At 71.3% G+C, this 21,832-nt stretch carries 18 protein-coding genes, 3 pseudogenes and 1 riboswitch; of the genes and pseudogenes, 15 read left to right on the top strand and 6 right to left on the bottom strand.

All coding sequences use genetic code 11. The annotated features are described in order from the left end of the window. Positions 1-15 precede the first annotated feature (15 nt). Positions 16-900, bottom strand: a complete 885-nt coding sequence (locus ACZ56B_RS11530) for a ParB/RepB/Spo0J family partition protein (RefSeq protein WP_468788713.1) — start codon at positions 898-900, stop codon at positions 16-18. 809 nt (positions 901-1,709) lie between these two features. On the opposite strand from ACZ56B_RS11530, the gene ACZ56B_RS11525 reads away from it, so the two are divergent. Together ACZ56B_RS11525 and ACZ56B_RS11520 are read left to right on the top strand one after the other, a co-directional pair. Further along, positions 1,710-2,699, top strand: a complete 990-nt coding sequence (locus ACZ56B_RS11525; RefSeq protein ID WP_468788711.1) for an aldo/keto reductase — start codon at positions 1,710-1,712, stop codon at positions 2,697-2,699. Positions 2,700-3,306: 607 nt separating this feature from the next. Next, positions 3,307-4,464: an acyltransferase family protein gene (locus ACZ56B_RS11520; protein ID WP_468788709.1), complete on the top strand. Its 1,158-nt coding sequence runs from the start codon at positions 3,307-3,309 to the stop codon at positions 4,462-4,464. 282 nt (positions 4,465-4,746) lie between these two features. Here the strand turns inward: ACZ56B_RS11520 and ACZ56B_RS11515 are convergent, their stop codons facing one another. Genes ACZ56B_RS11515 through ACZ56B_RS11495 form a run of 5 tightly spaced genes read right to left on the bottom strand, consistent with a single transcriptional unit; the run spans position 4,747 to position 10,535 of the window. Beyond that, positions 4,747-5,970, bottom strand: a complete 1,224-nt coding sequence (locus ACZ56B_RS11515; protein ID WP_468788707.1) for an NAD(P)/FAD-dependent oxidoreductase — start codon at positions 5,968-5,970, stop codon at positions 4,747-4,749. Between the two features lie 46 nt (positions 5,971-6,016). After that, on the bottom strand, positions 6,017-7,408 hold the full coding sequence (locus ACZ56B_RS11510; protein ID WP_468788705.1) for a condensation domain-containing protein: 1,392 nt from the start codon (positions 7,406-7,408) through the stop codon (positions 6,017-6,019). Continuing rightward, positions 7,405-8,514 carry a 4-hydroxyphenylpyruvate dioxygenase gene (gene hppD / locus ACZ56B_RS11505; protein WP_468788703.1) on the bottom strand — a complete coding sequence of 370 codons (1,110 nt, stop codon included), beginning with the start codon at positions 8,512-8,514 and terminating at the stop codon, positions 7,405-7,407. Before hppD ends, ACZ56B_RS11510 begins: the two co-directional genes overlap by 4 nt. Before the next feature lie 29 nt (positions 8,515-8,543). Beyond that, entirely contained in the window at positions 8,544-8,756 is a 213-nt protein-coding gene (locus ACZ56B_RS11500; RefSeq protein ID WP_468788701.1) for an MbtH family protein, read from the bottom strand. Positions 8,757-8,789: 33 nt separating this feature from the next. Continuing rightward, positions 8,790-10,535 carry an amino acid adenylation domain-containing protein gene (locus ACZ56B_RS11495; protein WP_468788699.1) on the bottom strand — a complete coding sequence of 582 codons (1,746 nt, stop codon included), beginning with the start codon at positions 10,533-10,535 and terminating at the stop codon, positions 8,790-8,792. Between the two features lie 144 nt (positions 10,536-10,679). Between ACZ56B_RS11495 and ACZ56B_RS11490 the strand changes: the two genes are divergently transcribed. From ACZ56B_RS11490 to ACZ56B_RS11430, 13 genes and pseudogenes are all read left to right on the top strand, one after another. Then, positions 10,680-12,104 carry an FAD-binding oxidoreductase gene (locus ACZ56B_RS11490; protein ID WP_468788697.1) on the top strand — a complete coding sequence of 475 codons (1,425 nt, stop codon included), beginning with the start codon at positions 10,680-10,682 and terminating at the stop codon, positions 12,102-12,104. Positions 12,105-12,165: 61 nt separating this feature from the next. Continuing rightward, a complete protein-coding gene (locus ACZ56B_RS11485) occupies positions 12,166-12,858 on the top strand; it encodes an aspartate/glutamate racemase family protein (RefSeq protein WP_468788695.1) in 693 nt (230 codons plus the stop codon). Then, entirely contained in the window at positions 12,858-14,141 is a 1,284-nt protein-coding gene (locus ACZ56B_RS11480) for an aminotransferase-like domain-containing protein (protein ID WP_468788693.1), read from the top strand. The genes ACZ56B_RS11485 and ACZ56B_RS11480 overlap by 1 nt, the downstream gene beginning before the upstream one ends. 93 nt (positions 14,142-14,234) lie before the next feature. Beyond that, positions 14,235-15,050 carry an SAM-dependent methyltransferase gene (locus ACZ56B_RS11475; RefSeq protein WP_468788691.1) on the top strand — a complete coding sequence of 272 codons (816 nt, stop codon included), beginning with the start codon at positions 14,235-14,237 and terminating at the stop codon, positions 15,048-15,050. Between the two features lie 7 nt (positions 15,051-15,057). Continuing rightward, the gene (locus tag ACZ56B_RS11470; RefSeq protein WP_468788689.1) at positions 15,058-15,696 is read left to right on the top strand and encodes a maleylpyruvate isomerase family mycothiol-dependent enzyme; all 639 of its coding nucleotides are present in this window, start codon (positions 15,058-15,060) and stop codon (positions 15,694-15,696) included. A 416-nt stretch (positions 15,697-16,112) separates the two neighbouring features. Then, positions 16,113-16,265 carry a hypothetical protein gene (locus ACZ56B_RS11465; RefSeq protein WP_468788687.1) on the top strand — a complete coding sequence of 51 codons (153 nt, stop codon included), beginning with the start codon at positions 16,113-16,115 and terminating at the stop codon, positions 16,263-16,265. Between the two features lie 42 nt (positions 16,266-16,307). Continuing rightward, positions 16,308-16,451, top strand: a riboswitch (cobalamin riboswitch). Between the two features lie 103 nt (positions 16,452-16,554). Next, entirely contained in the window at positions 16,555-17,658 is a 1,104-nt protein-coding gene (locus tag ACZ56B_RS11460) for a FecCD family ABC transporter permease (protein ID WP_468788685.1), read from the top strand. Next, positions 17,658-18,431 carry an ABC transporter ATP-binding protein gene (locus tag ACZ56B_RS11455; RefSeq protein ID WP_468788683.1) on the top strand — a complete coding sequence of 258 codons (774 nt, stop codon included), beginning with the start codon at positions 17,658-17,660 and terminating at the stop codon, positions 18,429-18,431. The genes ACZ56B_RS11460 and ACZ56B_RS11455 overlap by 1 nt, the downstream gene beginning before the upstream one ends. A 38-nt stretch (positions 18,432-18,469) precedes the next feature. Next, positions 18,470-19,492 (top strand): ABC transporter substrate-binding protein, encoded by a 1,023-nt coding sequence (locus tag ACZ56B_RS11450; RefSeq protein ID WP_468788681.1) that lies wholly within the window; start codon positions 18,470-18,472, stop codon positions 19,490-19,492. A 21-nt stretch (positions 19,493-19,513) separates the two neighbouring features. After that, positions 19,514-19,627: pseudogene (locus ACZ56B_RS11445) on the top strand (Pycsar system effector family protein); the annotation flags it as partial. A 46-nt stretch (positions 19,628-19,673) separates the two neighbouring features. Continuing rightward, a pseudogene (locus ACZ56B_RS11440) lies at positions 19,674-20,224 on the top strand (transposase); the annotation flags it as partial. 228 nt (positions 20,225-20,452) lie between these two features. Then, positions 20,453-20,949, top strand: a pseudogene (tpg, locus tag ACZ56B_RS11435) (telomere-protecting terminal protein Tpg). Beyond that, positions 20,946-21,485, top strand: coding sequence for a hypothetical protein (locus ACZ56B_RS11430; protein WP_468788679.1), 540 nt, complete (start codon positions 20,946-20,948; stop codon positions 21,483-21,485). The pseudogene tpg and the gene ACZ56B_RS11430 overlap by 4 nt, the downstream one beginning before the upstream one ends. Positions 21,486-21,832: the final 347 nt, after the last annotated feature.

The following is a 21,832-nucleotide window of genomic DNA, read 5'->3' as shown; positions in this document are numbered from 1 at the left end:
GGGCTCCAGAAAGTTTCAGTCGCGGGTCCGTACGGGGGCCGCAGGGGCGAGGTTCCGACGGTCGGACAATTCCCGGGCGAACCTGAGCCAGATGTCCGAGCACTTCAGGGCGACTTCCGCAACGGTGTCCGTGCAGTGCGGGGGAACGGCGTCGATGCGCCTCCTCCACGCCTCGTCGGTGAAGAAGTGGGCGTGGAGCCAGCGCAGAAAATCGCGGCCCGCTTCCGAATCCCGCAGGGACGGATCGGCGGCGAGGCGGCGCAGGAGGTCCAGGGAACCGCGTGTCACCGCGGGCCGCGCCGGGCCTGACGTGCTTCCCGCCCCCGGCGGAAGGCCCCGGGTACCACCGGACCTCTGCGGAGCGGACGCGCTCGGACGGCCCGCGGCCATGGGCTCCTCGCCCCGGCGCAGCCGCTGCCGGGCATCACGGGCGGCATCCGGTGGCAGCCCGGACTCCCGGGCGACGGTCCCCGCCTCCGGTTCGGGCCGGCGCGCCACGCGCTCGGCGGCCGCCCCGCGGTCGGACGCGCAACCGGACGGACGCACCGTGTCGTCGCCACCGGCGTCGGCGTTCAGCCGCGGGGGGCGGCGGATGGCTGAACACCGGCGCACCTCGGCCACGGTCTCGATGTCGAGTCCGGTGTAGACGACCAGGCTCTGGTCGGACATGGCCGGGAAAGCGGCAAGGATGCGCCCGGCGGCCGCCCTGCGGTCGGCGAGCGACAGCGGCAGGCCATGGGCGATGTTCCGGGCGACCGACTGGATGAACGCCTCGTCCTCGGCTCCGTCGAAGAACTGGGCGTCGATAACATCCAGCCCGACGATGGTCGCGGCTCTGAGGCGGTGCATCCCGTCGATCACCCGCATAGTGGGGCGGTGGACCATTATCGGCGGCAGCAATGCGTAGACTTTGGCAAGTCGTTGTGCATGAGATTCGTCGATCCCGCTCAGACGAGGGGAATCCGCAGGTAAGAGGTCCGCAACCGGTACAGGCTGAGTGAAGTGGGGCGGAAGTCCCATGGCGCCGTCGGTAGAGCTTTTCATGAGGCCCTCCAAGCAGGGGCACCGATCCACTTCCGGTGCAGACGGGCTACAGATGGGCGATGAATCGGCCAGAAGCCTACCGGTCGGCTGTTTTCCCGTAAGTGCCCGCTGAATAGACAGGGAGACTTTGGCAGTTCTTCCGGGGAAGCCGGTCGGCTGCTCGAGCGGATTCGCCCGGGGCCCGGCCCGAATGTACCGGCTCGACGTCCGCACCGTCTCGTGCGGGAGTGCCGGTCCATTCGGAGAAAACGGAGCCGAGGGCGGCGCAGCAGGTGGGACGGCGGGACGGACAGGACGGGATCCGGGAGGCGGGAGCGGTCACGGCCGGCGCCCCGTGCCGTTTCCCCGGCGCCCCGGCGACCGGATCCGTCCCGCCCGCGAACGCCCGCCGCGCTCGCGGGCAGCGCTGCTAGGGCCGGATGCCACCGCTGTCCGTACCGGGCGCCCTTCCCGCGCGCCCGCGCTCCTCCGCGCGCGGACGGGATGCCCGGAGCACGCGAGGAGATGCGGCCGCACGAGGACCGGCCCACACTGGCGGACGGACATCCGACCGGCAGCGTGGGAGGCGGCCGCATGAGCGCGTTTCAGGTCGGCGGGCACGCCGGCGACCACACCGTCCCGTCGCACACGCAACCGGGCCCGGGCGCGGTGGCGGTGACGGCAGCGTGAAGCGGCAGGTCCCGTTCGGCCGCACCGGGCTGCGGGTCGGGCGGCTGGCCGTCGGCACCGTGAACTTCGGCGGACGCACCGACGAGCCCGACGCGTGCCGGATCCTCGACGCGGCACTGGCGAACGGCATGAACATGATCGACACCGCCGACATCTACGGGTGGCGCGTGCACCGGGGGTACACCGAGGAACTGATCGGGCGGTGGCTGGCCCGCTCGCCCCGCCGTCGTGACGACGTCGTCATCGCGACCAAGGTCGGTGAGCCGATGGGTGACGGCCCCAATGACCGGGGACTGTCCGCTCACCACATCATCCAGGGCTGCGAGGCGTCGCTGCGCCGCCTGGGCACCGACCGGATCGACCTCTACCAGATGCACCGGTACGACCCGGACGTCTGCTGGGAGGTGGTGTGGCAGGCCATGGACCAGCTGATCAGCCAGGGCAAGGTGCGCTACGTCGGGTCGTCGAACTTCGCCGGGTGGAACATCGCCGACGCCCAGCACACGGCCCGTGAGCGCGGCCTGGTCGGGTTGGTCTCCGAGCAGTGCGCGTACAACCTCCTCACCCGGCAGCCCGAGCTGGAGATCCTGCCCGCCGCGCGGGCGCACGGTCTCGCCGTGATGGTGTGGGCGCCGCTGCACGGCGGGCTGCTGAGCGGGGCGCTGCGCAAGGCGCGTGAGGGCACGGCGGCCAAGTCGGCGCAAGGACGTGCGGCGTCGGCGCTGCCCGCCGGCCGGGCTGCCGTCGAGCGTTACGAGCAGTTCTGTGCCGACCTGAGGCGTGACCCCGCGGAAGTCGGGCTGGCCTGGGTGCTCTCGCGGCCGGGCACGACGTTCCCGGTGATCGGGCCGCGCACCGTCGGCCAGGTCGAGAGCGCCCTTCGGGCACTCGATCTGGAGTTGTCGCCCGAGGACCTCCACGAACTGGAGAAGATCTTCCCACCGGTCGGTCACGGTGGTCCCGCGCCGCGCGCGTGGATCGATTGAGGCGCGGGCCCGCTCAGCACCCCGACCCCGGCCGGTGCCGTGGCGGTGACTCCCACGGGTGGAGGCCGCTGCTCCGGCCGCGAGGAGAACGCGTCCCCGCACCCGGCCGGGCCCGGAGACGGACGGGTCGCACCCGACGGGGCGAGCGGTTCGCCGCGGTGAGCGGCCGGCGGGTCGACGCGCACGTCGCCGGCGGTGCGCGCCGCGCGGTGGCGGGGGCCACCGCGGCCGGGGCGACGGCCTTCCCCACGACATCCGGCACCTCCGGCTCCTGATCCGGGCGCCACGCGACGGTGCCGGCCGGCACACGGCCGCGCCGTGCGGAGCGCCGGTCGCGTCCCGCCGGTGTCCGTCACCGTCGAGTGCCGTTCGGACGAATGCCGCCGGAGTGCGCCGTGGGACTTCCGGCCGCGCACTCCCCGGTGGAGAGCCCGTCCCGCCCGCGGCGGGGTCCCGGGACGGCGGTCTCCAGGAGCGAGGTGCGCAAGAGCAGAGATGTCCGCTGTCTCGAAATGAGTGGAGGATTCGGTCCTCAGTCGTCCGCCCCGACCGGGGCGCGCCCCGGTCACGGGCATCGCCCCACGACACCGAAACGGACCGATCACCCATGAACCTCACGAAACCCGCGCCCGCCCGGCTGCCCTCCCTGTCCGGTTTAGGCTTCGTCGCCGTCTGCATGGTCCTGGTCTCCCATGTCGGGATCTCGCTCGTGCTGCGGGTCGACCCGACGGCCCAGACACTGTGGTCGTACGACTACAAACTGGGCGTGATGGGCTTCACCTTCTTCTTCGTCCTCACCGGGTTCGCCCTCGGCTGGGTGCACGACGGCGATGTCACCGCGCGCCGTTTCTGGCGAAGACGCGTGGCGCGGCTCTTCCCCGTGCACGTGATCACGCTGGTCGCCGCGCTCCTGCTGGCCGCCGGCGCCGGCCTCGCCCCGCCGCTCTGGCGGACGATCCCCACCCTGCTGCTGGTGCAGAACTGGATCCCGGACCAGGAGGTGGTGCTCACCGGGAATCCCAACGGCCCCACCTGGGCGCTCTCCTGCGCGTTGCTGTTCTACGCGGTGTTCCCGTGGCTCAACCGGCTGGTTCGGCGGATCCGTGCCGAGCGACTCTGGGCGCCCACGCTCGCCGTCGTCGCGCTGCTGGTCGCGGTCCCGTTCCTGGGCAAGCTGTTCCCGGCCGAGCCGCTGCTGGTCAACACCTCCGACTCGTGGCCGCAGACCTGGTTCGTCGGCTACGTCCCGGTCACCAGGATGCTGGAGTTCCTGCTCGGCCTGTTCGCGGCCCGGATGGTGGCCACCCGACGGTGGCACGGCCCCGGCGTCGTCGTCTCGGCCCTGCTCTCGCTCGCCGGACTCGTCGCCAGCGTGCAGATCCCCGGGGAGACCTCCGGGTTCGCCGTGACCGCAGTACCGCTCGCCCTGCTGATCGCCGCGGTGGCCAGGCGTGAGTCCGCGGGCGGGCGGACCGTGTTCGGCAGCCGGCCCATGACCGCACTCGGCGGGATCTCCTTCTGCGTCTACCTGGTGCACTGGATCGTCATCTCCTACGGTCCGATCCACACCGCCGACCCCGCCAACTGGGTCAGGCCGCTGACGCTCGGCGGCGCGCTCGGCAAGTCCGCCCTCACGGTCGGCGCCGTGCTCGTCCTCGGCTGGCTGCTGGCCACCCTCGTCGAACGGCCGGTGCTGCGCCTGCTCGACGGCCGCCGCAGGACCGAGGCGCTCCTGCTCGGGAGCCCTCTGAGGACCGCCTCATAGCGGCTCCCGGCCACGTCCGCCGGGAGCGCCGCCCCGGCGGTGCTCCTCGGCCGCCGCGCCGGGACGGGATCGCGGCCGGCACACGGCACCGCGGAACCAGCGCGGCGGGCCACCCGGCGGTTCGGGAGGAGGAACCGCCGGGCGGCCCGCCGCGGGCGTCGCGTCACCGAGGTCGCGTCACCGGGAGCCGGGTCCGCCGCCGCCCTCCCCGCCGCGCCGCGCGAAGAAGAACGGCTCGGCAGCGGTGGGTTCCCCGCTGCCGAGCCGTTCGGGTCGTGCCGCTCAGGCCGCTCTGCGCTTGTCGAAGATGTCGTCGATGCCCGTGAGCCCCGACAGCATCCGCGCGAAGTCCATCTCCCGCGGGCGCAGCTTGCTCGGGTCGATCTGCGCCTGCGCCTTGTCCCAGTAGTCCTCCTTGTTCTTCGTGCGGTCGTAGAAGAACCGCACGAAGTCCAGCACGGAGTCCAGGAAGGACCGGTAGCTCTTCTCGTACCAGTCGAGGATCTCCGTCTCCGACGACGGGTCGGTCAGCACCTCGTCGATCGCCTCGGACAGCGCCCGTGAGCCGCGCAGCGCCAGGGTGACGCCGGTGGACAGCAGCGGGTCGATGAAGGCCGCGGCGTCGCCGACGAGCGTCCAGCCGGGGCCGTGGAACTTCTCACAGGTGTAGGACCAATCCTTGATGTTGCGGAAGCCGGTGACCCGCCGCGCGCCGGCCGTGAGGGTCTTGATCTCCTCGGTTTTCGCCATCTCGTCGGCGTACAGCTGCTCCAGGGACTTGCCGGACGCCTTGTACTCGTCGATCGGCGTCACGTAGCCGAGGCTCACCGTGCCGTCGTGCAGCGGGATGAACCAGAACCAGCCCGACGGCCGGTTCTCCACCACGATGTCGCCGGCCTTGGTGCCGCCGTAGAGGTTGCAGCCCTGCCAGTACGTCCAGGTGGCGATGTTCCGCAGGTCATCGTGGTAGCGGACCAGGTCGAACTCGCGGCCCAGCAGGTGGTTCTGCCCCGACGCGTCGACGAGCATCCTGCTCCGCACGGTCCGGGGCTCCTTGCTGCCCTTCTCCGTGTAGGTCACGCCGACCACCCGGTCGCCGTCGAGGACCGGCCCCCTGACCGCGGCCTCTTCCAGCACGGCCACGCCGAGTTCGCGGGCGCGGGCGAGCAGCAGCGCGTCGAAGTCGGCGCGCCGCACCTGGTAGGCGTGCTCGTACAGGGCCGACTCCTGGAACCGGAAACCCCACGTGCCCTGGTTCTTGCCCCACAGCAGCGTGCCGCCGTACTTCTTGGTGAACCCCATCGCCTCCAGCCGCTCCAGGAGGCCGAGGTCCTCGAGCGTGGGCATCAGCCCGGTGATGAGCGACTCGCCGATGTGGTAACGCGGGAACTTCTCGCGCTCGATCACGAGCACGCTGTGGCCCTTCATGGCCAGCAGTCCCGCGGTCGCCGAACCGCCGGGACCGCCACCGATCACCACGACGTCGAACTCGTCGTCTGTGCTCACTGCACTCTCCCATTCCTGTTCCTGGTGGACTTGACCGACGTCCGGGTCACAGCGCGGACAGCGGGGACCCCGGGTCCGAGACGCCGCCCCGGAGGATGCGGCGGAACTGCTCGACCATGCCGACCACAGTGGACTCGTCGTACTCCCCGTTGTTGAACCTGGCCGTGCCCGCGACCTCGCCGGTCGGCAGGATGTCCAGTCCCCACAGAACGCCGTTGGGGATGTCGGAGGTCACCGGGTGGGACTTGAGCCGCTTGCGGACCGCGGTGTACTCCACGTCGCCGATCAGCTCCGCCTCCGTCACACCCGGGTACTGCATCACCTGGAACGCCCAGACTGCGGTGCCCGGCCTTTCGTACGTCCTCGTGAGCGTCGGCGCCTGCGCGGCGATCTGCGCGAACGGCAGCTCGTGGGTGTACGCGGCGAGGCAGGCCTCCCGGGTGCGGCGGACCAGCTCCATGAAGTTGCGGCACTCGCCGAGCCCGGTGCGCAACGGCAGCATGTTGAAGAACGGTCCGACGGTCTCGTTGTAGTCGGGCTCGCCCCGGCCCGAGGTGATGACCGCCGAGACCAGGTCGTCGGCGCCCGCCCGCTGGTGCAGCAGGACGTTGAAGGCCGCCATCATCACCATGAACGGCGAGCAGCGCATGGCCGTGGCGAACGCCGTCGTCGCCGAGGCCACCTCGGGCTCGAGCACGAACCGGTACACCGCGTAGAGGGCCGGACCGTCCGGCTCGGGCAGACGGTCGGTGGGGAGGTCGACGATCTCGGCGTCGCGCATCGCCTCCCGCCAGTACGCCCGTGATTCCTCCGCCCGCGGCGAGGCGAGCGCCTCCCGCTGCCACGCGGTGAACTCGCGGTACTGCCTGGCCGGCGCGGGAGCCTCCACCGGGAAGCCCCTGCGGGCCGCGTAGAAGTTCGCGATGTCGCGGATGATCACCTGCAGGGACACACCGTCGCTCGCCACATGATGGGTGACCAGGACGCACACGGCGTCCTTCTTGTCGAACCTGCCCAACACGACCCGCAGGTGCGGCAGTTGCTCCACGCTCATCGTGGTGGCCTCGATCTCGTTGACGAAGTCGTCCACCTGCTCCTCGCGCGAGCGGGACTCGTCCGGCGGGAGGTCGACGACCATCAGTTCCGGCGGGCTCGGCGGGAACACCCTCTGGTACGGCTCGCCGTCGTCGCGGACGATCTGGGTGCGCAGCATCTCGTGGCGCGCCACCACGTCGTCGATGGCGCCCTGGAACGCCGTCGGGTCCAGTTCGCCGAGCAGCCGCCACGCGAGGATGACCAGGTGCCGGGGGCCGAACGAGCCGTCCTGCTCGCCCTTGTCGAACATGCAGAGCATCTCGAGGTTGGTGGAAAGGGGTACGCGGTCGCCGGGCAGGTCCATGGGTTCGTTTCCGTTCGCGCTCGTCGGGTGCCGGCTCATGCGGCCCTGTTCCCACTACCGTCGGCGGCGCCCCGCTGGCGCTCCGCGGCCTCGTAGAGGGCGGTGATGTTGCCGCTGCCGAAGGTCCGCGCGCCCATCCGCTCGATGAGTTCGAGGAAGATCGTGTTCCTCGGGTGCACGGACTTGGCGAAGATCTGGTACAGCTGGCCGCCGTGGTCCTCGTCGACGAGGATCTCCTGGCCACGCAGCTCGTCCACCGTGTAGCGGGTCGGAGCCACCCGGTCCGTCAGCGTGCGGTAGTACGCGTCCGGCGTGCCCATGAACGCCACGCCCCGCCGCCGCAGCTCCGCGACGGCGGTCACGATCTCGTCGGTGGCGAAGGCGATGTGCTGCACCCCCGCGCAGCCGTGCTCGTCGAGGAACTCGTCGATATGGCCCGGCTCCTGGGTGGTGTCCGGCTCGATCAGGGTCAGCGTCACGTCGCCGGAACGGCTCTCCACGACCTTCGTCGTCATCGCCTGGGCACCGATCTGGAGCTTCTCGGTGAAGGTGAGCTCGAAGTCGAACACGTTCCGGTAGAACGCGGCCGTGTCGTCGATGTCGCCGGGCCGCACGCACACCGCGAAGTGGTCGACGGACCGCAGACGGTTCGCCGAGGCGGAGACGTCCCGCGGGACGGGGCGCAGGCCGGGTACGGCCGGACCGCCCGCCCCGTCGGGACGCTCGACGAACGTGTGCACAACGTCGCCGAATCCGCCGACCGACGCGGTCACCAGGTCACCGACCCGGGCCGGCGCCGCCACGGACCGGGCGCCGCGGCCGACGGCCACCGCGTGGGCGGCCGCGGCGTCGGGCACCCGCAGCGCGATGTCGGCCACCCCGTCGCCGTGGCGCGCCACGTACCGTGCGGCGGGGTGGTCGCCGGTGACCGCCTCGGTGAGCACGAGGCTGATGTCGTTCGCACCCACCTCGACCGACCGGGCCCCGGTTTCGGCGTCGGGGCCCAGCCCGGGCTCGGACACCGCGCGCACCGCGAGCCCGTAGCCGCCGACCAGCCAGCCCAGCACGGTGTCGATGCGCCGGACGTGGAACCGGATGTGGTCCAGACGCAGGTCGTCGAAGACGAACGGATCGGATGGGGGCATGAGTTCTCCAGTCAGGTGGTCGGCTCTCGTCACACGCGGGCGTCGAGGTGTCGCCATGCCTCGTTGACGAATTCGAGGCAGGCGGCGCGCCGGACGGGGCCGTGGACGACGCGCCAGCCGCCCGGCACGGGGATCCCCGCGGGCCACAGCGAGTGCTCGCCGACCGCGTTGACGAGGACCGTGTAGTTGCCGTCCTCGTCGTCGAAGGGGTTGGTGGCCTGGTCAGCCATGGTCTGGCTCATCTGTGTCCCTCTCGTTCTCGGGGCTCGGCGGCCCTACGCGGCCCGCTCGACGGCCACCACCTCGGCGAGGCCGGCCACCGTCGGCGTGTTGAAAAGGGTGCGGATCGGCACCTCGACGCCCAGCTCCGCACGGATGCGGTTGAGCAGGCGCATGGCGAGCAGCGAGTGGCCGCCCAGATCGAAGAAGTCGTCCTCGGCACCCACCGTGGACAGGCCGAGCACCTGCGCGAAGATCCGGCAGATGGCCTCCTCCGTCGGGTCGGCGGGGGCCCGGTAGGCCGTCTCGCCGCGGAACTCCGGCACCGGCAGGGCCGAGCGGTCGAGCTTGCCGTTGGCGGTCAGCGGCAGCCGGTCGATCACGGTGAACGCGGCGGGGACCATGTATCCAGGCAGGGCCTCGCGGACGTGTTCGCGGAGCGCGGCGAGGTCCGGTTCGCCGTCCCCCGGCACCACGTACGCGGCCAGGCGGGTGTCGGCGCCGACCTCGTGGGCGACGACCGCCACGTGCGCCAAACCGGGGAATCCGGCCAGGACGGACTCGATCTCGGCCAGCTCCACCCGGAAACCGAGGATCTTGACCAGATCGGTGGCACGCCCGGCGAACTCCAGCTCGCCGTCGGCGGACAGCCGGGCGAGGTCACCGGTGCGGTACATTCGCCCGCCGCCGTCGTGGAACGGGTTGGCGACGAACGCCTCCGCGGTGAGGTCCGGCCGGCCGAGGTAGTTCCTGGCGAGGCCGCGGCCCGCGACGTAGAGCTCGCCGACGGCGCCGGGCGGCACCGGGTCGAGCCGCTCGTCGAGCACGTACAGCTCCACCCCGTCGAACGCCCGGCCGGAGCCGACGGTGACCCCGGCGCGGTAGGGGGCGGTCAGCGCCGCGTGCGTGCTGAAGACCGTGGCCTCCGTGGTGCCGTACAGGGCCCGTACGACGAGGTCCGGGCAGGTTCGCAGGACCCGGTCGACGGCGCCGGGGGCGATGACGTCGCCGCCGGTGAGCACCTCACGGACCGTCGCGAAGAGGTCCGGCGCTTCTTCGGCCACCACCCGGAACAGGCCCGCAGCCAGGTGCAGTGCGGTGATGTCGTGCTCGGTGATGTGTGCGCGCAGCCGGTCGATGTCGAACGGGCCGTCGGGGAACACGACCACGCTGCCGCCGCGCAGCAGCGGGACCAGGATCTCGTAGAGCGACACGTCGAACGCGATCGGAGCGATCAGCGACACCCGCTCGTGGTTGCCGGTGTCCCAGCAGCGGTCGAGCGCGAGGTCGACGGTGCCGCCGTGGCGGACCGCGACGCCCTTGGGGTGCCCCGTCGAACCCGACGTGTACATCACGTAGGCGAGGTCGTCCTCGCCGACCGCCACCGCCGGTGGCGTGGCGGATGCGGCGGCGCTCACCGGGGCGTTCCCGACGAGGACGGTCCGCGCGACCTCCGGCAGCCCGCTCCGGGTCGTCGCGGCGTCGGTCAGCAGAATCTCGGCGCCGGACTGCGCGACGATCCACTGCTGCCGGTCCGCGGGATAACCGGAGTGCACCGGCAGGTACGCCCCGCCCGCCTTGAGCGTGGCGAGCAGTGCGACGACGACCTGCGCCGAGCGCTCCAGCAGCACGGCGACCGGGGCGCCCGGTTCGACGCCGAGAGCCACCAGGTGATGGGCCAGCCCGTTGGCCCGCTCGTCCAACTCGCGATAAGTGAGCACCGCATCGTCCGACCGGACCGCGACGGCATCCGGTGTACGGGCGGCTTGTGCGGCGAAAACCTCGTGTACCAACCGGGACACAGTCAATCTCCCATCCGCCCTGTCTTCGTGTCGCGATTCAGTGTGGGGAGTGCCGCCGCCGCGGACATCTCCCTGTTTGCGGTGGTCGCGGAAGTTCCCCGCGGGGCAGGCGGAGCGGGCACACGAGCTGCCTATCGTGGACGGATGACGACCACGACAGACGCCGTCGCCGACCTGCGGGCCGTACTCCCCGAGCCGGGCAGCGTGCTCACCGACCCGGACCTGCTGCACGCCGGCAGCCGCGACCAGTCCGGCCTGTGCCCGGCCGGCACACCGCTCGTCGTCGTACGCCCGCGCGACACCGCCGAGGTGGCCGCCGCGGTGCGGGTCGCCGCGGCGCACGGTCTCCCCGTCGTGCCGCAAGGCGCACTGACCGGACTCGCCGGCGGGGCCAACGCCGTCGACGGCGCGGTCATCGTGTCGCTCACGCGGCTGAAGCGCATCAGCATCGACGCCGAGGCGCGTCTCGCGGTCGTGGGCGCGGGAGTCGTCAACGCCGACCTCAGCAGGGCGGCCGCCCGCGACGAGCTGGACTACCCCCCGGACCCCGGCTCGTGGGAATCGTCGACCATCGGCGGCAACGTCGCGACCAACGCGGGCGGCATGTGCTGCGTGAAGTACGGCGTCACCGGCCGGTACGTGGTCGGGCTGACCGTGGTCCTCGCCGACGGCGCCGTCCTGCGCTGCGGACGGCACGGTCTGAACCGGACCGCCGGATACGACCTCACGGGACTGTTCACCGGGTCCGAGGGCACATTGGGCATCATCACCGAGGTCGTCCTGCGACTGCGGCCCGCACGGCGCACGCACCGCACCCTCGTCGCGGTGTTCCCCACGGTGGCCGCGGCCGGCCGGGCGATCACGGGCATCACCGGGTCGGGAGTCACTCCGAGCCTGCTGGAGCTCCTCGACCGGACGCACCTGCGGGCCATCGAGGAGTACCGGCCGTCCGGACTGGACACCGACGCCGACGCGTTGCTGCTCGCCGCGTCCGACGCGGGACCCGCCGCGCGGCCCGACCTGGACCTCATGGCCGCACACTGCGAACGCGCGGGCGCGACCGAGCTGCACGTCGCGACCGACCAGGCGGAGGCCGACGCGCTGCTCGCCGCCCGAAGGCTCGCGCACCCGGCGATGGAGCACCTCGCCGCGCGGCGGTTCCCCGGCGGCCGGGGCGGTCTCGTCGTCGACGACGTGGCTGTGCCGCGCGACCGGATCGTCGAACTGGTCGAGGGCGTCGCGCGCATCGCGGAGAGCCACGACGTGCTGGTCGGTGTGGTCGGGCACGCGGGAGTCGGCAACCTCCACCCGGTGATCGTGGTCGACCGGTCCGACCCGGCCGTACTGGCCCGGGGGCAGGCGGCGTTCGACGAGATCATGCGGCTCGGCCTCGCACTCGGCGGGACCTGCACCGGCGAGCACGGCGTCGGCCTGCTCAAGCGGGACTGGCTCGAGCGCGAACTCGGCCCGGTCGGCGTACGCGTTCACCAGGCCGTCAAGCAGGCACTCGACCCGGCGGGAATCCTCAACCCCGGCAAGGTGGTTCCGCCCGCGCACGACGGGAGTTGATGTCCGTCCACACGGCTTCCAGGCTCTAGGGGAAGACATCCCTACCGTACGAGGGGGCGCGATGGAGATCGCGGTCATCGCCGGGACACCCTTCGACGCAGGGGTCGGTGCGAACCTGCTGCGGGACGCCGGACACTCCGCGACCCCGTACCCCATGGCCGGGTCCCCGGACGAGCAGGACGCGCTGCAGTACGAGCGCCCCGACACACTGCGGGCCGCGTTCCTCGGCCTGGTGCGCGACCTCGACGCACGCGGTCACCGGGTGGCGATGCTGTTCTGCAACTCGCTCTCCGCCGTGGTCGACCACGATGCGGCGGCCGACGCGGTCGCGCTCTCCCTGGTCTCCCCGGCCACCGTCTACCGCGAGGTCGCGGCCGTCCACCGGCGCGTGCTGGTCGTCACCGGCAACGGGTCGGCGGTGGCCGGCTACGAACGGGTGACCGGGCCGTCGGCCCACCGCGCGCTCGGGGTCTCCGACCCGGCGCTCGTGCGAGCCATCGAGACCGGCGACCCGGCCACGGCGTTCCGCGAGTCGGACTTGCCCGAGACGCTGCATCTGGCCGAGCGCGCCCGGCTCGACGCGGTCGTGCTCGCGTGCACCCACTTCACCACGGTGCTGCCGCACGTGCTCGCGGCGTGCCGACTGCCCGTGATCGACGTCGGCGGCCGGCTCGTCGAGCTGACCGCGCGGGCCGCAACCGCCGAACCGGCGGGCAGGGCACCGGGCGGTGCGTCGGACGGGAGGAGGCCGTAGTGGTCGAGCTGGCCCGAGAGTCCCTGCACGCCTCGGTGTGGGACCCGGTGGCGACGTCCATGAATTTCCTCAACGAGGTCGCTGGCCGGTTCCCGGACGCGATCTCCCTCGCGGCCGGGCGCCCCTGGGACGGCTTCCACGACCCGGACGCCCTCCCCCGGTACCTGCGCACCTTCCAGGACCACCTGGCGGGGTCCGGAACGCCCCCGGAACGGGTGCGGTCGCTCCTCATGCAGTACGGCAGGACCAACGGTGTGCTCGGCGAACTGATCGCGCGGCTGCTGGCGAACGACGAGGGCATCACTGTGCGCCAGGAGGCGATCGCGGTCACCTCGGGCTGCCAGGAGGCGATGGTCATCGCGCTGCGTGGCCTGTGCGCGCGGCCCGACGACGTCGTGCTCGCCGTGGACCCCTGCTACGTCGGGTTCACCGGCGCGGCGCGCCTGCTCGGGATCGACGTGGTCCCGGTGCCGGAGGCGCCCGGCGGACTGGACCCGGCGGACGTCGCGGCGGCCGCGCGCGCCGTGCGGGCCGGGGGCCGCAACCCGAAGGCCCTCTACGTCGTGCCGAACTTCTCCAACCCCTCCGGTGCCTCGCTGCCGGTGGCGGCCAGACGCGCACTGCTCGACGTCGCGGAGGCCGAGGACCTGATCGTGCTCGAGGACGACCCGTACGGCCTCTTCGGCCTCGACGACCAGCCCCGCGTGTCCCTCAAGGCGCTCGACCGGCACACGCGGGTCGTCTACCTCGGCTCGTTCGCGAAGTCGTGCTTCCCCGGCGCGCGGGTCGGGTTCCTCGTCGCCGACCAGCCGGTCGTCGACCGCTGCGGGCGGCACACACTGCTCGCCGAGGAGTTGTCGACGGTCAAGAGCATGCTCACGGTCAACACCTCGCCGGTGGCGCAGGCGGTGATCGGCGGCCTGCTCGTCGAGTCCGGCTGCAGTCTCCGCGCGGCCAACCGGGAGAAGACCGCTTTCTACCGGCGCAACCTGCGCACGCTGCTCGCCGCGCTCGAGGAGCACTTCCCGGCCGCGAGCCGGCAGGGCATCCGCTGGACCGCGCCGGACGGCGGGTTCTTCGTCGTGCTCGAGGTGCCCGTGCCGGCCGACGAAGGGCTGCTGGAGCTCTCCGCCCAGCAGTACGGCGTGCTGTGGACGCCGATGAGGTTCTTCTACGCCGACGGCGGGACGCACGCGCTGCGGCTGTCGTGCAGCGCGCTCGGGCCCGACCGGATCGGCGAGGGCGTCGCGCGGCTCGCCCGGCTGCTGGCCGATCACGGCTGACCGGCGCCCGCGCCGACTCCGCAACGCAGGAGACGAGGATTCCCAAGTACGCCGAGGAGACTGGGAAACAGGATGGTTGCGAAGGGACGTTCCATGAGCGAATCGGACTGGACACCGGCTCAGGTGGCCGAGCTGTACGACAGTTCGTGCCGGATGTCGACGATGTTCAACGACGGGTACGAGCACCTGGGCTACTGGTACGACGACAAGGACGACGCCAGCGTCGAGGAGGCGGGCAAGCGCCTGACCCGCAAGGTCGCCGACATCCTCGGCCTGCGCCGCGGCGAGCACCTGCTCGACGCGGGCTGCGGGGTCGGCGCGCCCGCGACCCAGATCGCCCGTGAGGTCGGCGCCCGCGTCACCGGCATCACGATCAGCCCGGTGGAGTGCGAGGCGGCGGAAAAACGGGCGGCGAAGGCGGGCCTGTTCCACCGGGTGCGGTTCCAGGTCCGCGATTACCACGACCTGCCGTACGGCGACGGCCACTTCGACGCCGTGATGGCCATGGAGGCCCTGTCGCACTCGGTCGACCTGACGAAGGCCCTGTCCGAGTTCCACCGCGTGCTCAAGCCGGGCGGCCGCGTCGCGATCAGCGAGACGACCATGGTCCACCCCGACGCCCAGCTGCCGCCGTTCTTCCGCAGCCGCCGCCCGATGACGGCCGACGGGTGGCTGGAGGTCCTGCGGGCCGCCGGTTTCGTCGTCGAGGAGTGGACGCAGTGCGGGCACCGCGTGTACGGCATGGGAAACCGCTACGTCGAGCGCGTCGAGGAGTTGCGGGACGAACTCGTGGCGGAGTTCGGCGCGGAGTTCGTCGACACGGTCAAGCAGGGCCAGAAGGACATGTTCGCACCGGGGCCGGACCACATGGGCTACCTCGTTCTCTGCGCCCGCAAGCCGGCGAACTGAGACCGCCGTGGTCGACGACGCCGTGTGGAAGGAAGTCGAGGCGGCCCGGCTGCGGCTGGCCGACCTGCTGGACGACCTGTCCGACGGGGAGTGGGAGGCCCCGTCGCTGTGCGACGGCTGGCGGGTCCGCGATGTGGCGGCACATCTGACCCTGCCACCGACGCTTACGACGGGCGGGTGGATGAAGGAACTGGTGCGCTCCGGCGGCGCGTTCCACCGGATGATCAGGAACTCGGCGGTACGGGCGGCCCGGGAGCCGACGGGCGAACTCGTGGCGCGGCTGCGTGAGCATGCCTGCTCGCGTCTCGTCCCGCCCGCGCCGGGCGCCGGTGCGGACACGACGGTCATGGACGTGCTGACGCACAGCCAGGACATCGCCATCCCTCTGGGCCGGGAGATCGAGATCGTGCCGGACGCCGCCCGCGCCGGTCTGGAGAGCCTGTGGCGGCTGCGGTTCCCGTTCAATCCTCGCAAGGCACTGCGTGGCATTCGGTTCGTGGCGACCGACTCGCCCTGGGACGTCGGTGACGGGCCGGTCGTGACCGGCCGGACCGCGGCGCTCCTGCTGGTGTTCACCCATCGTGGGGCAGGGCTGGAGCGGGTGTCGGGCGCGGGTGTGCCGCTGCTGCGCGCTCGTTTGGCCTGATCGGTCCGGGCGCGTACGTCCGTGCCCGGCCCCTTTCGGACGCGTGGACGGACCGGGTCGGTGGTGCGGAGTCCGTGCACGGTCACCCGGCTGGCCGTCGGCGCCTCGCCCGCTGTGGCCCGCCGGTGGACGGGGCACAGCGGGCGAGGCCCGGGACGGCCCGGGACCGTGGGGCGTCCCCGCATTGTCCGGCTGTGGTCATGAGGGACCCCGGCTTCCGGGCCCGCCCGACCGCCGGACGGGTCCCGGTGGCCGGGTTCCCCGCGGGTTTTCTGCGGTGCTGTGTGTCGCCCGGTGCGTTGAGTACGTCCGCACCGTCCGTCGCATCGTCTGTCGTACCGAGGGGGTCGTTCGCTCTGCACCGCGATCCGGACATCGATCGGGTACGCGCCCTGCTGGCCCGCTGCGATGAGACCGTGCACGGTCCCGAACCGGCTCTGCCGTGCTTCCGGCTTGTCGAGGGTGACGTCCCCGTCCTCGGCAACTACCGGTGCTGGCACGGCCGTGACGCGCACAGCGGTGAGCGCACCGTCCGCATCCTCACTCTGTGCACGGCCGACGCCCGTTGAGTGCGGTCCCACCGCGATGGCACGCACCGGTGTCCCGTTCAAGAAGGAAAGCGTGGTGGCGCGCGCTAAGCTGCAAGCGCCCCGCGGGGGAAGTCCGGTCGAAGTCCGGCGCTGACCCGCAACGGTGGGCGGAGTCCTGTACAGGGTTCCGCGAGCCCGATTACCCGCGGTGGTGAAGCTCCTGTCGATCGCCGTGGACTGCGAGAGGGTGCTGCGCAGGGCGCCCGGGCGCCCGGAGCCGCTCCTTTGATCACGTAGGTGCACGGCCCGAGGCGAAAGCGATCCGCCTGTGGCCACGCTCCGCGACCGCATACCCGCTGTACCGCACCGCACCGCCAGCGGCGGGTCTCCACCGCTCCGGCGCGTCTCGTTGCCCCTGCTCGTGACCGGTCTGTGCGCCGCGCTGCCCGTCTCTCTGGCCTGCGGGGCGGGTATCGGCGCGTCGGGGCTCTCGTGGAGCGAGGCGCTGCATTACCTCTGGGCGGGGCTGACCGGTGGGGCCATCGCTGCGGACGAGGTCTCCTCCTACACCATCGTGTGGGAACTGCGCTTCCCGCGCGCCGTGCTCGCGGCGGTCGTCGGCGCCGGTCTGGCATCCGTCGGGGTCGCCGTCCAGGCCATGGTCCGCAACGCGCTCGCGGACCCGTTCGTCCTCGGGATCTCCTCCGGTGCGGGCGTGGGAGCCAACGCCGTGCTCATCTTCGGTGTCTTCGGCGCCCTGGGCATCTGGGCGCTGTCCACGGCGGCGTTCCTCTCCGCGCTCGCGGCCATGACCCTGGTGTACGCGATCGCCCGGACCCCGCGGGGGCTGACACCGCTGCGGCTCGTGCTCACCGGTACCGCGATGTACTACGGCTTCTCGGCCGTGACCACGTTCATGGTGTTCGCCGCGGAACACGGCGAGGCGGCCCGGTCCGCGGTGATGTGGCTGCTCGGCAGTCTGGGCGGCGCGAGCTGGTCCTCCGTACCGGTCGCGGCGGGCGCGGTCCTCGCCGGCCTGGCCCACCTCGGGTGGTCGGCCCGGCGTCTGAACGCCCTGGCAATGGGCGATGAGACCGCCGCCGCGCTGGGGGTGGACCCCGCACGGTTGCGTAAGGAACTCTTCCTCACCACCGCCGCCGTCACCGGGGCGGTGGTCGCGGTGAGCGGGGCGATCGGCTTCGTGGGCCTGATGGTCCCGCACGCCGCCCGGATGCTGGTCGGCGCGGACCACCGCAGGCTGCTGGCCGTCGCACCCCTGGCCGGCGCCGTGCTGCTGATCTGGGTCGACATCCTGTCGCGCGTGGTGCTCGCCCCGGCCGAACTGCCCTTGGGCGTCCTGACGGCGGCGATCGGTGTGCCGTGCTTCGTGATGCTCATGCGCCGCCGCACCTACACCTTCGGAGGCGTGTGATGCAGGTCGACATCGACGCGGTGACGATGGAGATCTCCGGTGCGCGGGTGCTGGAGGAGATCTCACTGCGGGCGGACAGCGGCCAGGTCGTGGGCCTCGTCGGGCCCAACGGCAGCGGCAAGTCGACCCTGTTGCGGTGCGTCTACCGGGCCCTGCGCCCCACAGCCGGTGCGGTGCGCCTCGGCGGCGACGACCTGCTGGCCCTGAACACGCGCGAGAGCGCACGCCGGCTGGCGGCCCTTCCGCAGGAAGCGGCCACGGAGTTCGACTTCACGGTGGCCGAGGTCGTGGCCATGGGCAGGCTGCCGCACCAGGGGGCGGTGGCCCGGGACACCGACGAGGACCTGCGTGCGTGCGCCGCCGCGCTGGAGGAAGTCGGCGCCGGCCACCTGGCCGACCGCGGCTTCCTCACGCTCTCCGGCGGTGAGAAGCAACGGGTCCTGATCGCCCGCGCGCTCGCCCAGCAGCCGCAGGTCCTGGTGCTGGACGAGCCCACCAACCACCTCGACATCGCCCAGCAGCTGGAGGTCCTGTCCCTGATCCGGGCCAGCGGGCTGACCGTGCTCACCGCGCTGCACGACCTCAACCTTGCCGCGCTCCACTGCGACGTCCTGCACGTCATCGACGGCGGCCGGATCGTCGCCTCCGGCGCCCCCCACGACGTCCTCACGCCCGTCGTGCTGGCCGACGTCTTCGGTGTCCGGGCACACCGCGTCCCCCACCCCGAGACAGGCGCGATCCAACTGCTCTTCGACCGTCTTCCCTCCCAGTAGTCCGCCCACCCCGGCCCATCCGCGAAGGAGCCACCACCATGCCCAACCTCGCACGCCCCACCGCCTTCGCTCTCCTCCTGGCCTTCGCCGTCACCGGCTGCGGCGCCGACGTCTCGTCGCAGGAGGCAAAGGGAAACGGCGCCCGAACACACGACAGCCACTATCCGGTCACGGTCGAAAACTGCGGCGAGAAGAAGACCTTCGAGAGGGCTCCGCAGCGCGTGGTCACCAACGACGTGGGCATCACCGAGATCATGTTCGCCCTCGGCCTCGAGGACCACATGGCCGGATACGTCATGCCCGACGACAAGGGCGACCTCACCAAGGTGCCGTGGAAGGACGGCTACCGGAAGACCGAATGGCTCTCGAAGGACCGGATCAACAAGGAACTGGTCCTGGACGTCCGTGCCGACCTGGTCTTCGCGGGCTGGAACTACGGCTTCAACGAGGGCGAGGGCTTCACGCCCGCCGTGCTGCAACGCCTGGGCATCGACTCGTACCTGCTCAGCGAGTCGTGCCGCAACGGACAGGGCAAGGCCCGCGGCGTGATGCCCCCGCTCGACGCGCTGTACACGGACCTGCGGAACCTGGGGAAGGTCTTCGGCGTCGAGGACAGGGCCGAAGCCCTCATCACCGAGTTCCGCGAGCAGGTGGCCCAAGCACAGGCGAAAGCCCCGAAGGGCGCCGACCGGCCGCGGGTGTTCCTCTACGACAGCGGCGAGGACAAGCCGTTCACGTCCGGCGCCTTCGCCGGGCCCCACGACATCATCACCAAGGCCGGCGGCGACCACATCATGAAGGATCTCAAGGACAGTTGGACCACCGTGGGCTGGGAGACGGTCGTCGCCCGTGACCCCGAGGTCATCGTGATCAACGATTACGGGGACATCACCGCGGAACAGAAGCGGAAGTTCCTCACGTCCTACAAGCCGCTCGCGAACGTCTCCGCCGTCAAGAACGACCGAATCATCACTCTCGACTACGTCGACCTCGTCGAGAGCCCGCGCAACCCCGCGGCCATCAGCTCACTCGCGGCGGACCTGAGGCGCCTCCACTCCTGAACCCAGAGCCCTCTCGAGGGGCTGCCCGGAGGTACGGACAAGAACCTGGACGCCGCCTGCGCCGCGGTCGTCACCGAAATCAGCCGCACAGACGGCAAGGCAAGTCTGCTTCTGGCGTTCAACGGTGCGGCCTTGGTGCTCCAGCAGCGGTTCGTGTCCTGAGCTGGTGGTTGTCGTCATCCTGGCATGGGGGCATGACCGGAGCCGGTTGCTGGGCTGAGGAATCGCAGTCGGTGTCCGCGCGGGTGGCGGGCCGGTTCGTTCGGGCGGATCTGCGGTGGCGGATGCGTGATTACGTCCGCGGTCTGCGGAGACGGGCGGCCCGCGGAATGGACGGGTCGCCGTACCCCCGGCGGCTGCTGAACAGCAGCCGCCGGGACGCGGACGCCCTGCGTGACGGCGTCCGTGCCTACGCGGCCGAGCGGCTCGGCCCGGACGGAGTACTGATCAGTGACGACACCCGGTCCCTCAAGGAGAACAGCACCTCGGCCGGGGTGGACCGGCAGTACACCGGCACCTCGGGAAAGATCGACAATCCCCCGGAGGGGGCACCCCAAGCCAGATCGGGGGGTTCGCGCCTATGCCACCGGCTCGGGCCGGTCTCTGGTGGACCGGGACCTTCATCTCCCCCAAGCCTGGACGCTGGACCGTGACCGGTGCCGGGCGGCGAAGATCCCCGACGAACGCGGCTTCGCCACCAAGGGCGAACTGACCCGGAACATCGTCCACCGCAGCCCGTCCGACCCCGAAGAAATCACCTATTACCCGGCCTACGCACCCGACTGAAGTGGTCGGCCTGGAGAAGACCCCGCCAGGCCGTCGCCCGCCGCTGCCCCTACCGAAAACGCAGCTCAGAACACGAACCACTGCTGGAGTACTAAACGCCCTGGGCGCCTCTGTGCGGCGGGTTCCGCTGCCCGCCCGGCGGCCCGCACAGCCGGTCACGAGCGGAGAGCCCCGATGAGCAACGGCACAGACGGCCGCGAGCGCGCCGTGCAGCAGACCTTCACCCGCCCCATCCCCAAGACGGCGGGCGTACAGATGCGCTACCTGGTCAAGCAGCTGGAGGGCATCCGCGTCGTAGCTGATGCGCCCGGCATCTCCCAGCACGCCGTCGAAGACCAGATCCGTCAGCCCCGTGCCGACTTCGCCCAGCGTCTGGAGACCGCGGTACGCGCACGCTGTCAGCCCTGCGTCCGCGCACGCGCCCGCCGTCAGGCCGCCACACCACCGGACTCGTCATCAACACCCGCGCACGTTTCGGCCTCACCGCCGCACCCGGCACCAGCGATGACGCCCGCCTCTTCGACCCCCAGGAGGCCGGCGCCACCGAGCAGCAGCTGCGCGAGCTCGCCGCCGACGGGCTCGACGACATGCCCTTCCGAGACCAGGGCCGCCATGCGCCCGGTCTGACCGTGGAGTCCACCGACATCAAGACCCTGGAGTGCGGGCTGTGACCCTGAAGCAGAGCCCAGGTGCGCCGACGTCATCTTTCGTTCCCTGGCAGTTCAACCAGCGCCGATATCACCTGACGGTCACGCACAGCTCGTTCACAGGAGAGTGTTACATGAAGCATTCGATGCGGTGGCTGGGACGTGCAGGAATGGCGAGCGTGGGGTTGGCCCTGATGATCGGACCGGTAGCCGTACCCGCGATGGCGGCACCGGCCGCGGACCTGGCCGCTCCCTCGGTCGCGCAAGCGACCGTGGAGCCGGCGCCCGCCCCGACAGGGCTGGCCTACACCTACGACTCGAACACCCAGACGGTGACCGTCACCTGGGATCCCAAGAGCCCGACAGACACAGTGACGCAGTACTACAACATAGGTTCATGCAACAACGGCGTCTGGTGCTCGATCCTGGTCAGTGAGGCCATTTACGGAAACACATACCAATACCAGCAGGCACCCGGCACGACGAGAAACTTCGCCGTCTGGGCAGTAAATTCAACCTTCCAGCGAACCGCCTCAACAATTCTTCCCATTACCACGTGAACACCTGAACAACCCTATCCTTCGATAGAAGGAACACCGGCCCGCACCCCTTCGGGGTGCGGGCCGGTTGATTTTCCAATTCCTACACAGTGTATTAATTTGATACATGGAAACGGCGGGTGGGGTTGGGGGTGCGGGGGCGGTTTCGCCAAAAGTACATGCTGCATCAAGTGATGCAGGGTCACCCAACCCAGCCACCCCCCTCCTTGCTGCTGCTCGGGCCGCAGGCCCGTGGGCCGACCCGCGCAGCGGGGCCGGCCTCTTGGGCGCACAGCGCCCCGAGTGGCGGGAGCGCAGCGGAGGCCACCCAGTGAGGTCGCTGCGCTCCCACAGCCCCCAGGAGCGGC

The organism is Streptomyces sp. NPDC034670 (assembly GCF_055574875.1).
This window is presented reverse-complemented; position numbering and strand designations above follow the sequence as displayed.

Coding starts and splice junctions, on each gene's coding strand:
- ACZ56B_RS11510 (WP_468788705.1), bottom strand. CDS start 7,408: ATGAGCCGGCACCCGACGAGCGCGAACGGAAACGAACCCATGGACCTG.
- ACZ56B_RS11450 (WP_468788681.1), top strand. CDS start 18,470: ATGCCCAACCTCGCACGCCCCACCGCCTTCGCTCTCCTCCTGGCCTTC.
- ACZ56B_RS11485 (WP_468788695.1), top strand. CDS start 12,166: ATGGAGATCGCGGTCATCGCCGGGACACCCTTCGACGCAGGGGTCGGT.
- ACZ56B_RS11490 (WP_468788697.1), top strand. CDS start 10,680: ATGACGACCACGACAGACGCCGTCGCCGACCTGCGGGCCGTACTCCCC.
- ACZ56B_RS11475 (WP_468788691.1), top strand. CDS start 14,235: ATGAGCGAATCGGACTGGACACCGGCTCAGGTGGCCGAGCTGTACGAC.
- ACZ56B_RS11520 (WP_468788709.1), top strand. CDS start 3,307: ATGAACCTCACGAAACCCGCGCCCGCCCGGCTGCCCTCCCTGTCCGGT.
- hppD (WP_468788703.1), bottom strand. CDS start 8,514: ATGCCCCCATCCGATCCGTTCGTCTTCGACGACCTGCGTCTGGACCAC.
- ACZ56B_RS11500 (WP_468788701.1), bottom strand. CDS start 8,756: ATGAGCCAGACCATGGCTGACCAGGCCACCAACCCCTTCGACGACGAG.
- ACZ56B_RS11455 (WP_468788683.1), top strand. CDS start 17,658: ATGCAGGTCGACATCGACGCGGTGACGATGGAGATCTCCGGTGCGCGG.